This is a genomic window from Streptomyces sp. NPDC046909 (assembly GCF_040644695.1).
Lineage (GTDB): Bacteria > Actinomycetota > Actinomycetes > Streptomycetales > Streptomycetaceae > Streptomyces.
On record NZ_JBEYXC010000003.1, the window covers coordinates 722,474 to 735,604 of the forward strand.

The 13,131-nt window shown below is 71.5% G+C and carries 13 protein-coding genes; 4 read left to right on the top strand and 9 right to left on the bottom strand.

What is annotated here, in order from left to right; genetic code table 11:
* Position 1 precedes the first annotated feature (1 nt).
* From ABZ928_RS12095 to ABZ928_RS12115, 5 genes are all read right to left on the bottom strand, one after another.
* On the bottom strand, positions 2–1,909 hold the full coding sequence (locus ABZ928_RS12095; protein ID WP_361517270.1) for a copper resistance protein CopC: 1,908 nt from the start codon (positions 1,907–1,909) through the stop codon (positions 2–4).
* A gap of 13 nt (positions 1,910–1,922) precedes the next feature.
* Positions 1,923–2,381, bottom strand: a complete 459-nt coding sequence (locus ABZ928_RS12100; RefSeq protein ID WP_361517272.1) for a copper chaperone PCu(A)C — start codon at positions 2,379–2,381, stop codon at positions 1,923–1,925.
* Positions 2,378–3,031 carry an SCO family protein gene (locus tag ABZ928_RS12105; RefSeq protein WP_361517274.1) on the bottom strand — a complete coding sequence of 218 codons (654 nt, stop codon included), beginning with the start codon at positions 3,029–3,031 and terminating at the stop codon, positions 2,378–2,380. The genes ABZ928_RS12100 and ABZ928_RS12105 overlap by 4 nt, the downstream gene beginning before the upstream one ends.
* Positions 3,032–3,110: 79 nt before the next feature.
* Positions 3,111–3,869, bottom strand: coding sequence for a YcnI family protein (locus tag ABZ928_RS12110; protein WP_361517276.1), 759 nt, complete (start codon positions 3,867–3,869; stop codon positions 3,111–3,113).
* Between the two features lie 192 nt (positions 3,870–4,061).
* Complete coding sequence (locus ABZ928_RS12115; protein WP_361517278.1) at positions 4,062–4,913, bottom strand: hypothetical protein; 852 nt, start codon at positions 4,911–4,913, stop codon at positions 4,062–4,064.
* A 232-nt stretch (positions 4,914–5,145) separates the two neighbouring features.
* Between ABZ928_RS12115 and ABZ928_RS12120 the strand changes: the two genes are divergently transcribed.
* The 3 genes from ABZ928_RS12120 (at position 5,146) to ABZ928_RS12130 (ending at position 7,586) form a co-directional block, all read left to right on the top strand.
* Entirely contained in the window at positions 5,146–5,595 is a 450-nt protein-coding gene (locus ABZ928_RS12120; RefSeq protein WP_361517280.1) for an ATP-binding protein, read from the top strand.
* An 85-nt stretch (positions 5,596–5,680) separates the two neighbouring features.
* Positions 5,681–7,006 carry a cupin domain-containing protein gene (locus ABZ928_RS12125; protein WP_361517282.1) on the top strand — a complete coding sequence of 442 codons (1,326 nt, stop codon included), beginning with the start codon at positions 5,681–5,683 and terminating at the stop codon, positions 7,004–7,006.
* Between the two features lie 19 nt (positions 7,007–7,025).
* Positions 7,026–7,586, top strand: a complete 561-nt coding sequence (locus ABZ928_RS12130; RefSeq protein ID WP_361517283.1) for a GNAT family protein — start codon at positions 7,026–7,028, stop codon at positions 7,584–7,586.
* Here ABZ928_RS12130 and ABZ928_RS12135 read toward each other — a convergent pair.
* Genes ABZ928_RS12135 through ABZ928_RS12150 form a run of 4 tightly spaced genes read right to left on the bottom strand, consistent with a single transcriptional unit; the run spans position 7,519 to position 12,882 of the window.
* The gene (locus ABZ928_RS12135) at positions 7,519–8,853 is read right to left on the bottom strand and encodes an MFS transporter (RefSeq protein WP_361517285.1); all 1,335 of its coding nucleotides are present in this window, start codon (positions 8,851–8,853) and stop codon (positions 7,519–7,521) included. The genes ABZ928_RS12130 and ABZ928_RS12135 overlap by 68 nt on opposite strands.
* 19 nt (positions 8,854–8,872) lie before the next feature.
* Positions 8,873–9,646, bottom strand: a complete 774-nt coding sequence (locus tag ABZ928_RS12140) for a TfuA-like protein (RefSeq protein ID WP_361517286.1) — start codon at positions 9,644–9,646, stop codon at positions 8,873–8,875.
* Entirely contained in the window at positions 9,624–10,952 is a 1,329-nt protein-coding gene (locus ABZ928_RS12145) for a YcaO-like family protein (RefSeq protein ID WP_361517288.1), read from the bottom strand. The genes ABZ928_RS12140 and ABZ928_RS12145 overlap by 23 nt, the downstream gene beginning before the upstream one ends.
* The gene (locus tag ABZ928_RS12150; protein WP_361517290.1) at positions 10,945–12,882 is read right to left on the bottom strand and encodes a carbamoyltransferase C-terminal domain-containing protein; all 1,938 of its coding nucleotides are present in this window, start codon (positions 12,880–12,882) and stop codon (positions 10,945–10,947) included. The genes ABZ928_RS12145 and ABZ928_RS12150 overlap by 8 nt, the downstream gene beginning before the upstream one ends.
* An 18-nt stretch (positions 12,883–12,900) precedes the next feature.
* Here ABZ928_RS12150 and ABZ928_RS12155 point away from each other — a divergent pair.
* Positions 12,901–13,131: hypothetical protein (locus ABZ928_RS12155; RefSeq protein WP_361517292.1), on the top strand; the 231-nt coding region annotated here is incomplete at its 3' end.

A 13,131-nucleotide genomic window follows, 5' to 3' on the forward strand; every position in this document is an offset into this window, starting at 1 on the left:
TTCAGCCGATCTGCGCGTTCTTTGAAACGGTGGTCTGGTCGATGTCGGAGGTCCGTACGGTCACCGCGATCTTCCAGTCGCCCGCCATGGGGAGCTGGATGCCGGCGGCCGACCAGTGACCGGTGGTGATGTGGTCGGGGACGACGGGCAGTGGCCCGATGCCCTTGGCTTCGAGGGTGAAGGAGACCTTCACCTCGGGTACGTCGAAGGCCCGCCCATTGGGCCGTTCCACGTAGACGTGCATCTCGTTGGCGCCCACGCGCGCGGGGTCGAGGTCGATCCGTACGAGGCCCTTGCCGTCCTCGCCGCCGGTGTCGAACGACATGTCGAGGGTGAGGGCGGCCCCCGAGGACGACGTATCGGAGGAGGAGGACGACGAGGACGACGACGTAGCGGCCTTGGCGGCTTCTTCGGTCCGTCCGGGTTCGGTCTGGGTCAGCACGGTCGTCACGGCGAGGAGCACGACGGCGACGCCCGTCTCGGCGAGCACGGAGCGGCGCAGCCCGAAGCGGTCGGGGTCGGCGTCCCGCTGCCGCTTCTGCCGCGCGGTGTCCACGGCGGCCCGCTGCCGGGCGAGTTGGGCGGCGCGCTTGGCGTCTCCGGCCGTGGCACTGGCGGTGACGTGCTCCTTCTCCCGCTCTTCCGCCCGCTCTTCCTCGGCCGCCGGAGCCTCGGCGGTCGCCGTCGCGTCTCCGATCCGCGTCGTCCACCGCCGTGAGATCCACGCGATCCCGACGAGCAGCACGACGAGTCCGATCTTGACGAACAGCAGCTGTCCGTACGTCGTGTCGGTGAAGGCGGACCAGGAGCCGAGTTGCCGCCAGGACTGGTAGACGCCGGTGGCGACGAGGGCGAGGACGCTGCCGAAGGCGAGCCGGGAGAAGCGCTGTACGGCCGCTCGTTCGATGGGGGTGTCCGACCGGTACAGGGCGACGAGCAGCGCCGCGAGTCCGCCGAGCCAGGCGGCGACGGCGAGCAGGTGGACCACATCGACCGGCATGGCGATCGCGGTCTGGAGCCCGGTCGAGGCGTGTTCGGCCATGGCCCAGCTCGCTGCGATCCCGGCGGCGACGACGGTGCCGCCGATGGCGAGCCCGAAGGTGAGGTCCCGTTTCTCGTCGTCCTCGCGTTTGTCGTAGGCGCCGAAGAGGACGGCGATGAAGAGCGCGGCGGCGGCGAGCAGCAGCAGCCGGGAGACGAGGGAGGCGCCGGTCTTGGTCTGGAGGACCTGTCCGAGCAGGCTGAGGTCGAAGACGTCGGCGAGCTTGCCGGTGCTGGTGTAGGAGCCGCGCAGGAGCAGCAGGAGGAGGGTGGCGGCGGTGAGCGCGAGCCAGCCGGAGACCACGAGCCGCTGGACAGGGCGTACGCCGGAGCCGCGCTGCCAGCAGGCGAGGACGAAGGCGGCGCCGCCGACCAGGACGATGAATCCGGCGTAGGAGACGTACCGTCCGAAGCCGTAGAGCCAGCCGACGACTCCGCCGCCGGCGGTCTGTCCGGAGACGGAGACGGTTGTCTTGGAGGGGGCGCCGACGGAGAAGGTGTAGGCGCCGGCGACGGGGTGGCTGTCCTCGGAGACGACCTGGTAGGTGACGGTGTAGGTGCCGTCGGGCAGGCCGCTGTGGAGTTGGACGGAGTACGTCGATCCGCTCACGTCGGAGGGTTTGCCGGTGTCGACGCGCTTGCCCTTGGGGTCGAGGACCCGCAGGGAGTCGTCGGACATCGCGACCTTCTCGGAGAAGGTGAGCGAGACCTGGGTGGGGGCCTTGTCGACCACCACCCCCTGCTGGGGGTCGCTGCCGGTCAGTGCGGCGTGCGCGGAGGCCGGTGCGGCTCCGGCGAGGAGCAGTGCGGTGGCGGCGATGAGCAGCAGCACCAGGTTCCGGACGCGGGGGGTGATGGTCTGTGTCACGGTGGTCCCTCCCTCAGTGCCCGGTCTTCGGGTTGTACGTGGCGGACTTCACCGGCATCTCGACGGTGACGGGGTCGGATTTCGCGAAGTGCAGTTTCACGGAGACCGTCTCGCCCTGTTCGGGTTTGCGCTTCAGGTTCTCGAACATCAGGTGGTTGCCGCCGCTTTTGAACACGAGTTGACCGTGGGCGGGCACGTCGAGGGTCTTGACCTCCTGCATGGCGGCGTCGACGGTCTCGTGTGCGGTGACTTGGCCGATGCCGCTGGTGACGGAGGTCAGTTCGTCGTTCGCGTCGCCTTTGTTGGTGATCGTGAGGTAGCCGGCGGCCATGGAGTCGGAGACCGGCTGGGGCATGTAGGCGGCGCTGACGGACAGTTCGGCCTGGTCGGAGCCGGAGCCGGAGTCCGAGCAGCCGGTCAGTGCGAGGGCGCCGGCCAGGGCGACGGGGGCGAGTCGCCGTACGGGTGTCACGGGTTCTCCCCCTTGATGATCTTGGGGAGGTCCTTGGTGTAGTCGTCGACGGTGGCGTCCTCGCCGTAGAGGAGGTATCCGCCGTCGGTCTTCGGGGAGAACGCGACGACCTGGGTGCCGTGGGTGGAGACGATCTTGCCGTTCTTGTCCTTGTGCGGCGGTTCGATGGTGATGCCGAGGGTGCGGGCGCCGGCCTGGATGGTGGCGAAGTCGCCGGTGAGGCCGACGACCTGGGGGTCGATGCCCTTGAGCCACTTGCCGAGGGCGGCGGGGGTGTCGCGGTCGGGGTCGGTGGTGACGAACACGATCCGCAGTTCGTCCTGCTGCGCCTTGGTGAGCTGCTTCTTGGCGACGGCGATGTTGCTCATCGTCAGCGGGCAGACGTCGGGGCAGTTGGTGTAGCCGAAGTAGATCAGTGTCGGCCGGCCCTTGGTCTGCTCGCGCAGGTCGTACTTCTTGCCGCTGGTGTCGGTGAGGACGAGGTCCGGCTTCTCGAACGGCTGGTCGAGAACGGTGGCGGCCTTGTCGGAGCCGGCCTCCTCGGAGACCACGGAGACGGGAGTGCTGCTGTCGTCACCGCTGCCGCAGGCGGTCAGGGTCAGGGAGGCGGCGGCGAGCAGGGCGGCCGCGGCGAACGTCTTCTTGCGCATAGGAAAATGTCCCAGATGTGAGGGCTGCCGGGTGGGCCGGGGTCGTGCGGCCCCGGCCCACCCGGCGGACGGTCTTGGCTCAGGCCTCGGTGCCGGTGGTGCGTCGGCGCCCCGCGAGCACGCCGTACGCCACTCCGAGCGCGCCCACGACGATGCCGACGACGGCGAGCACGCGCGCGGTGGTGTCGCTGCTGTCGGCGGGGGCCGCGGTGTCGGCGGCGGCGTTCTCGGTCTCGGCCGAGGCGTCCTCCGCGGTCTCCGAGGTCTCCTCGGTCGCCGAGGAGCCGTGGTGGCCTTCCGCGGAGGCCTCGGACAGCGTGAGCACGGGGGCCGGGTTCTCGGGCTCCTCCTGGCCATCCTGCTGGATCTCGATCCAGCGGACGACCTCCTTGTTGGAGTACGTCTGGATGGCCTTGAAGACCAGTTCGTCGGCGTCCTCGGGGAGGGCGCCGATGGCGATCGGGAACTTCTGGAAGTAGCCGGCCTCGACGCCCTTGCCGGTGGCGGTCCAGGTGACCTTGGAGACGGCCTCGGAGATCTTCTGGCCGTGCAGCTCGATCGGCTTGGCCAGCTTGGTCTTGGTGACCTCGGAGGTCCATCCGGCGACCGGCTCCGGCATCGCCGAGGCGAGCGGGTGGTCGGTCGGGAAGCTGATCTCCAGCTTGGTGGTCGAGGCGGTGTCCCGCTCGTTGGGGACCCTGAAGTCGACGACCGCGTAACCGCCCTTGGCGGCGGTGCCCTCGGGCTGCACGCTGACATGCGCGAACGCGGGGGAGGACAGGACGACGACGGCGGAGGCGGCGACGGCGCCGACCGCGGCGAGACGAGAAGCCTTCATGAAAGGGAGCACTCCACTTCGTTGTGATTCCGGAGTTGAAGAGGGGTACGCGCGCGCGGAGGTGCCGGACCGGTCGAAACACGGATCACCGAAAACGGATCACTGGGAAAACGGATCACCGGGAAACACGGGCACGCGCGTGTGGCCGCACGACGGCGGCGCCCCGACTCAGGAGGGAGTGCGCGCGTCGTGTCAGGCGGCGAGGGTGAGTGCGCCGGCGGCGGGCGGCCCGCGCCGGATCACCGCGTGCCGCAGCGCGGTCGTACGGGGCTCGGGCGGCGCGAGCCGATCGGTGCGCGCCGGTCGCGGGCCGGCCTCGGGCGCACCCGGCAGCCCGGCACGCAGGGCGCGCACCAGCGCGAGCGCCCCGCGCAGGGACCGTACGAGCGCCCCTTCCCTGACTCCGTGCGCCGACAGTTCGGCCAGCCGCAGCAGCGCCAGGTCGCCGTGGCGCAGCAGCCAGCCGGCGGCGAGGGCTGCGAGGACGTGGCCGAGCACCATCGACAGGGACGGCAGCAGCGAGGAGAGCGAAGAGAAGGAGGAGAACGAGGAGAGCGAGGAGGCGGAGGCGTCGGTGGACGTGGACATCGAGTCCATCGACTGATGCGTGTGCGTGCCCTTGTAGAGGCGTGCCTCGGTGAGGATCCGTACCGCCTGGGCGGGGCTGATCGCCGCCGTGGTGGTCCCGCACAGCAGCCGCGCGGCCTGTTCCACGAGAGAGGCGTCCGACGGCATCGAGGACATCGAGGAGGATGCCGCGGTCTGGGCCGCCGCGCTGTGCTGCCCCAGCCCGAACACGGTGTGCAGCACGGTCTGTCCGGCCGTCAGCAGCGCCGCGATCCCCGCGAGCGAGCGGACCCGCCCGGCGAGCGGTGCCGCGACCGCGAGGACCCCGAGGAATCCCGCGCCCAGGGTCCACAGCGGGACGGTGGCGCAGGCGGCCATGGTGTGCCCGGCCGCGGCCAGCACGACGCAGACCGCGGCGAACACCGCGGCCCGCAGGACCCGGAGACCGGCTCCGGCGCGCTGATGGGGGGCAGACATGGCGGGCTCATCATCGCACTGGCCTTACGGCGGCCATACGGCAGGTCCACAAGATGACGTACGGGTCCTACGACCGGAAGATCACCCTCTGATACGAACTGCCCCCACATACCCCATGCACCGCCCGATACGCATCCCCCATATGGGCGGCGTCACGTCAACTGTGTGCTTACACACGGGCACGGGCGGCAATAGGTAACGGTATGTCGAGCCGCGGCCTGGAGGCTGGAGCATGAGCATCTGGTGGTCACTCCACTTGCGGCGCGAGGCTGCCAGCGTTCCGCTCGCGCGGCGCCTGCTGCTCGGCACGATGGAGACCGCGGGCGTCGACCCGGATGTCTCCTACGACCTCTCCGTCGCCCTCAGCGAGGCCTGCGCCAACGCCGTCGAGCACGGCGGGGACGCCGATCGCGGCGGCTCCTCGGAGGCGTACCGTGTCACCGCCTATCTGGACGGCGAGAAGTGCCGGATCGAGGTCGCCGACTCCGGCCCCGGCTTCGGCCGCCCCGACCGGGCACCCCGGCGCGCTCCCAGCGAGGCCGAGCACGGGCGCGGACTCTGTCTGATCCAGGAACTCGCCGACCACGTCCACATCGGCAACAAGCCGGGCAGGGGCGGCGCGGTGGTGAGCTTCGACAAGATCCTGAAGTGGAAGAAGGACGCTCCGCTGATGGCTGTGTGAGTGACGGCCGTGCGGGCGCTCGAACCGTGCTGGAAGCCCGGTACATTTCCCGGCCTTTTCCCGCCCGGCCGAAATACGATCAGGTATGCCTTCCCGTGTCCGGATCGTCAATACCGCGTCGCTGCGCCAGGAATCCGCCGACCTCGTTCATCTGCCCGTGGAAGCGGCCGCTCTGCCCTTCGACCGGGAGACGCTGCGGCGGTGCACCGGTGACGAGAAGGAATTCGTCGCGGACATCTGGGGAAAACGGGCACACATCACGTCCGGGGGAATTCCGGACGAGGATCTGATCGGCGTCGAGGACGTCGACCGACTGCTCTCCGACATTCCGCTGCTGCGGGCGGAGATGATACGGCTCGTGCGGGACGGGGAGATTCTGCCGCGCACCTCGTATCTCCGGTCCGTACGGGATGTCTATCCGCGGCCGGCCGACCTGGAGATGACGGAGAACGAGCATCTGCTGGAGCTGCTGACCCGGGGCGCGGCGAGCGCGGCGGAGGTGACGGCCGCGGTGCGCGGCGGGGCCACGCTGATCCTGGAGAACGCCCACTGGTACCACCCGCCGCTGACCGCGTTCTGCCGCGCGCTGGAGCTCGCCCTCGGCCACCGCTGCCGGGCGAACGTCTATCTCTCGCCCGTCTCCGCACAGGGCTTCGACCTGCACACCGACCGCACCGACGTCTTCGTGCTCCAGGCGTTCGGGGAGAAGCACTGGCATCTGGAGGCGACGCCCTGGCAGCGTGCGCACGGTCTGGATCCCGAGGTCACCGACCCGGTGCTGCGGCCCGGGGACGTCCTGTACATCCCGCGCGGCACCCCGCACCGGGCGTACACCAAGAGCGCCCGGTCGGGGCACGTCACGATCAGCGTCACCCCGAACGCCTGGCGGGACGTGCTGCGGGCCTCGCTCACCCGGCTCGTCGAGCAGAGCCTGCCCGCCGAGCTCCTCGACGCCGAACTCCCGGTCGGCTGGCTGCACGACCCCGCAGCCACGGCCGGGCCCGCCGAGCGGTTCACCCAGGCCGTCGGGGCCGCGGTCGCCGGGCAGGAACCGGACGGCATCCGTACCGCGCACCTCCTCGACTTCCTGACCGGCCTGACCGACCGGATCCCCGGCGCGTACACGACGGACCAGGCACTCGGCGTCCTCGGCGTGACCGACACGACCCGGCTGCGCCGGCGGCGGACGGTGCCCTGCGCGCTGTTCACGGAGCGGTCGCGGGAACGGCTCTACGTCGTCCTGGGGCGCCGCACGCTCGTCCTGCCCGGCCGGTACACCGACGTGGTGTGCCATCTCGCCGCCCTCGACGCGTTCCGTCCGGAGGACTTTTCCTCCTTCGGCCTCGATGCGATGGAACGCCGTGAACTGTGCCAGGCTCTTGTCGACACCCATCTGCTGGTGTCGGACTGAGCCGGGATAAAGTGCCCGGATGGACATCGGAAGCGAAGAAATCACGGACGGTGTGATACTCCGGATCGCCGACCCGGCGGATGCCCCGGAACTCTGTGCGGCATATGTCGAGAACCGGAAATATCTCGAACCCTGGGAACCGCGCCGCGCGGAATCGTTCTTCACCGTGGACGGTCAGAAAAAGCGCCTCCAGGAACAGCGGCAGCTCTTCGCGGAAGGCCGTATTGTGCCCTGGATTTTCGAGTCCGACGGGCGGATCGTCGGCACGATCACCCTCACCGGAATCGTCCTGGGCCCTTTCTGCAGCTCCTATCTCGGTTACTGGGTCGCCGAGGACCAGCGGGGCCGGGGCCTGGCGACCGCCGCCGTGGAGCGGGTCTGCCGGGTGGCGCGGGAGACGGTGGGGCTGCACCGGATCGAGGCCACCACCCTGGTCGAGAACACCGGCTCCCAGCGGGTCCTGGAGAAGTGCGGCTTCGAGGCGATCGGCCTGGCGCCGAACTACCTCCACATCAACGGGCGGTGGCGGGATCACCGGATGTTCCAGCGGGTGCTGCACGAGGCCGATCCGGCGCTGTGACCTCGGCCGCGGCCGCCGAGGCCGAGGCCGAGGCCGAGGCAGAGGCGGTGGAGGGTGGCGCGGCGGCGCGTACCGCGAGGGTGTGCGCGCCGGCCCCGGCGGCCAGGAACAGCACGGCCAGCGCCGTCCAGCCCGCCGCCCCCGCGGCCACCACACCGCCCGCGACCAGCGTCGGCCCGACCATGCCCTCGGCGGTCGGGCCCAGGCTGTAGGCGGCGGCGTAACTGCCCCGCTCGGCCTCGGGGGACAGCGCGAACTGGAGCCCCCAGCCGCCCGACGCGTGCCAGATCTCGCCCAGGGTGTGCAGCACCACCGAGGCCAGCATCAGCGCCACGGCGGCGGCCGGCGGCACCCAGGAGGCCAGGGTCAGCGTGCCGCACATCAGGGCCAGGGCCACCCCGGCCCGCCGCATGTGCCGGCCCGCCCCGGGCACCGTCTCGGCGCCCCTGCTCATGGGCACCTGGAGCGAGATCGCGATCACCGTGTTGACGGCGATGAGCAGCGGGGCGATCGCCTCCGGCGCCTCGGTCGCCCGGGTCACCCACAACGGCATGCCGATGACCAGCACGGACAGATTGAGTTGAAGAGATCCGTTGCAGCAGGTCAGCAGCAGGAAACGGGCGTTGCGGAACGGCGCGAGCGGAGCGCGCGGCCCGCCTCGCCGCCCCTTGCCGCCGACCTCGCGCACCGACACCATCAGGGCGGCGGCGATCAGGAAGGACAGCGCGTCGCCCAGCAGCAGCGACCGGTAGGCCAGATCCCGGCCGGTGCCCACCGCGACCGCCGCCAGCAGCGCGCCCACCAGGAACCCGGTGTTCTTCACGACCTGGACCCGTGCCATCACGCCGACCCGCTCGGCGTCACCGAACGCGGAACCGACGTATGTCTGAAGGGCGGGCATACCGGCGTGCTCGGCGAGTCCCAGCACCACCAGCACGGTGAGGAACTGCCAGAAGGAGTCGACGAAGGCCAGCGCGGAACACCACAGCGCGCGCCACAGGTGCAGCGCGATCAGTGCGCGCCGGGCCCCGATCCGGTCCACCAGGGCGCCGTTGGGGACGGTCGCCGCGAGGGCCACCAGGCCCATGACCGACAGGCCGACGCCGATCTGACCGCCCGACAGACCGGCCACCCGCGCGTAGAAGAGGGTGGCACCGGCGAGGAACAGTCCGCCGCCGGTGGCGTCGATGGCCACGGTCGTCAGCAGCCGCCGTTCGGTGGGGCCGGTGGGGCGGATCCTGAGCCGTGCGGCGACTGATCCCGGCATGCTCGAACACCGTTCCTTTCTACAGACAGGTCTCGTGCGCCTCGGAGACGCAGGTCGGGCAGAACAGGGCGCCCTCCAGGAGTTCCTGACAGGCAGGACAGCGCCGTACGGGATGGATGCGGTCGCCGATCCAGTCGTTCGCCAGGACCGAGCGGAGTGTGGTGTCGGCGTCGCGGACCTTCGGGTGCAGGGACGTCTCCCGGCCCAGCCGCAGCACCGCGGAGACCAGTGGCTCGGACACGCCCAGCTCACGCCAGGCCGCCCGGCAGGCCGGCCAGGACCGCTCCGTCCAGTGGACGTCCTCGGCGGCCCGGGACATCGCCGTACGCAGCGCGGGAGCGAGGACGCCCGAGGCCACCGCGGCGGCCAGGACGGCCCGCAGATGGACGACGGACACCGTCAGTTCGGCGAACCCGGCGTCCGCGTCCAGGGTCGTGGCGACATCGGCGTCCGAGGTGAGCGCGCCCAGCCGGTAGAGCGTGAAGACATCGCCGACGCCGATCGCGCCGAGCGGCCACAGGTCGGCGGCGCGCAGCGCGCCCATGCTGGAGGCGCCCACCAGCGTCCAGCCGGCGTCGAGGAGTTCACGGCACTCCGTGGGTGTCACGGCCAGCGATCCGCCGAACAGCCCGTCGATGATGACCACGGTGCCCGGTCTGCGGTCGAGCAGCGGGGTGAGGTCGCCCCGGCGCACCGGCGGCCGCAGTTCGACCGCGGCCGGCAGGGCCGGATCCAGGGGGCGGACGGAGGCGCCGCCGAAGACGATCGGCCTAGCTGTGTCGATGGGCCACACGATGGCTCCTGCCGGGCTCTACGACGGAGTCGACCATGCCCGGCACCGCTACATGGGCCACGGGCAGGCCGAACTCCGCGACGGTCAGATCGGTGCACACGACCCGCGACCAGCCGCCCTCTTCGAGGCGGGCGGCGACGTGCCGCAGGGTGGCGCGGGTGGAACGCGGGGGCGGGTGGGGCAGCTCGCGGAAGTCGGTGACGCCCTCGACCCTGGCGGCCAGGGCGCGCTTCAGGAACGCCGCCCGCTGCCGGGCCGGATCCGCCCGGTAGACGTCGACGACCCGGTCGAGGTCCTCGCGGCTGCCCTGGATCGCGGTGGCCCGCGCCTGGGCGGCCTCCGTCAGGGCCCGGCGCAGGGCGACGCCGGCGTTGGGGTGGGTGCCGAAGCCGGACACCGACAGGTGGGCCTGCGCCGCGTTCGGGTCGGACAGGAAGACGGCGAAGGTGGGCAGCACGGTGGTGTGCGTGAGGTCGATGATCACGGTGTCGACCTCGGCCCGCGCGTACTTGTGCAGCAGCTCCGCCTCGGCGGGCCCGGTGACCGTCTCCAGGGAGACCAGCCGCCCCGGGCCACCGTGCAGGTACCGGGAGGTGGCGTCCCGCTCGACGACCTCGTACAGGGCGTGCAGGACCGCCTCGGCGAAGGTGGCGCCGGAGGCCAGTCCCGTGGTGCTGGGGCGTACCGGGCGGACACAGCCCGGCGGGGTGTCGTAGGGGAAGAGCACCTCGGCGGCCGGGAGCAGTACGGGGGTGCCGTCCCTCGTGTCGGTGCCGCGGATCCACTCCATGGGTTGGTCGGGCAGGGTCCGCAGGCCGAGGTCGGCCGCGCTCAGGCGGGTCAGGCCGGCGTCGTCGAGTTCCCCGGGACGGGCGGTGAGGGTGGGGCGGGCCAGCGAGCCGCAGTGCCGTTCGAGAGCCTCGAACAGGGCGGAGGCCAGGGCTTCGGTGCGGACATTGCCCTTGCCCTGGCACTGGGTGATCTGGCCGGCCCGGGCGCCCGGCCGTGTCACGTTGAACACCGGGATGCCGAGGACGTCCAGCGGGGTCAGGTCGGCGATCCGGCTGATGCCGAGCCGCCCCCGCAGCGGCCACACCCGGGCGACGGCCTCCTCGGCGGGCACCGATCGGTGCGAGGTGCCGCACCCCGCCATGCCGGGGTCGGCGGAGTGCTCCGCGAGCCAGGCGAGGACGTGCGTGCCGGGCGGGGCGGCGGGGCCGTCGGGGTCCCGTGAGGCGGTGGGGTCAGCGGGGTCCCGCACCGCGGCCGGGCCGGTCGTGGTGGTGCTCCCGAGGAGATCACTCATGACGTCCCTCCCGTGTGACGATCAGCAGACATCGCGCGTGCAGTGCCGTCAGGAAGGCGAGTGCCGCGTCGAGTCCGGTGCCCGTTCCCTCCAGGCAGCCCGGCAGATAGGTACTCAGCGGGCGTCCGGAGCGGGCCTGCGTCAAAGCAGTGAAGGCCCATTCCGGCAGCAGCAGACCGGCTTTGCCCTCGGCGCCGCCGGTGATGCGCCGCCTGGGTCCGTTCTCGTCCTGTTCCCACAGCAGGCGGGCGCCGGGGGACAGCGCGACGCAGGAGCTCGCGGAGAGCGCCGTACCGAGTCCGGCGACCCGGCGTACGAACCGGTCGCCGAGGACCATGCCGCTCAGGTGGGTGGCGAGCAGCATGTCGAGGGCCTGCCCCGGCGTCTCGATCATGGGTTCGCCGCGCCGGTTGAGCGAGGTGTTGACCAGCACCGGGAATCCGGTGCGCTCACCGACCAGGTGCAGCAGCCGGTGGACGTCCGGGTTGGCGGTACGGGAGACGGTCTGCACCCGGGCCGTGCCGTCGACGTGGGTGACGGCGGCGAGCTTGTCGCGGTACTCCTCGCGGACCTTGACCACGCGCAGCATGTGCGGTGAGGGGGCGTCGAGTTCGAAGTACTCGGCGGCCACCTCCTCCGGCACGATCGGCGCCAGCGGGCGGAAGTCCTCCCGGAACTTGACCTGGGCGTTGATGAAGTCCCAGGTGTCCCGGGAGCGGGCGTCCGCGAGCACCGAGCGGTGGCCGAGCGCCCGGGGTCCGAACTCCGAGCCGCCCTGGAACCAGCCGATCACCTCACCGGCCGCGATCCGGTCCGCGAGCTGGGGCAGGCCGAGCGGCTCGGCGGTGACCCGGTCCCCGACCAGGGCGAGGGCGTGGTCGTGGTCCTGTTGGGTGTAGGGGTGGCCCAGATAGTCGTCGTACGCCCCCACGGCGCGGCGGGTGGAGCCGGTGAGCCGGAAGTGCGCGGCCGCGGCGGCGCCCAGGGACACCCCGGCGTCGCTCGCCGCGGGTACGACGAAGAAGTGCTCGGCGCCGCTCTCGCGGGCGATCAGGTCGTTGGCCACGGAGTTGAGGGCGACACCGCCCGCGTAGGCGAGGTCACGACAGCCGGGCACCAGGGTCATGGCGCGGCGCACGCGCGCGAGGAGCGCCTCCTCCAGGTCCGCCTGGACCCGGGCGGCGAGGTCGGCGTGGTCCAGCGGGCTGCCCGCGGCGGCCGGATCGCGGTAGGTGTCCTTCCAGTCGGCGCGGAAGCGGGGCAGGCCGTCGGGCCCCGGTTCCAGCAGGCTGGGGCCCGCGTTGCCCGGCTTGCCCCAGGGGGCGAGGCCCATCAGCTTGCCGCTGCCCTCCTGCCAGTCGCCGAAGACGTACTGGCTGACCGCCGCGTAGGTCTCGCCGATGGACGAGGTTCCGACGCGTACGTTGAAGGAGTCGGCGCACTCCCGGAACAGCAGCCGGTAGCCGGTGCGGTCGAAGTGGTAGACGGAGAAGACGTGTACGCGGGGCAGCCGGCCCTCCAGTGGCCGCTCCAGGTACTCCTTCAGTTCCGGCCCGCTGATCAGCAGGTCGTCGGCGCCGAGCACGGATCCGCCGGAGCCGTCGCAGACGACGACCACCGCTTCCTCGAACGGCGAGGTCCAGAACGCCGAGAAGGCGTGGGCGAGATGGTGCGAGACGTACACGACCCGCTCGTCGAACGGGTCGAAGAGGTCGAAGCCCGCCGCCGCGGACGGCATCGACAGTCCCACGTAACCGGGCAGCAGGGGCTGGGCGTTGAAGGCGAACACGTCGACGTCCGAGGCGTCGATTCCGGCGGACGTCAGGCAGTAGTCGGCCGCCGCGCGCGAGTCGAGGTACCCGACGCCGTCGTGCTTGCGGCGCGTGACCCGTTCCTGCTGCACGCCGACCCGGGGCACCCCGTCGGTCATCAGACAGGCGGAGGCGTCATGACTGGCGGACAGCCCGAGCACCAGCGGCCCACGACGACCGGACCCGGCGGTGCGCTCCGCGGGGGCGGTGTCCTCGGCGAGGCCCACCGGGACCGCGTCTTCCGGGACGGCTGCTCCTTCGGCGGTTACGGCGACCGCGTCTTCCGGGACGGCTGCTCCTTCGGCGGTTACGGCGACCGCGTCTTCCGGGACGGCTGCTCCTTCGGCGGTTACGGCGACCGCGTCTTC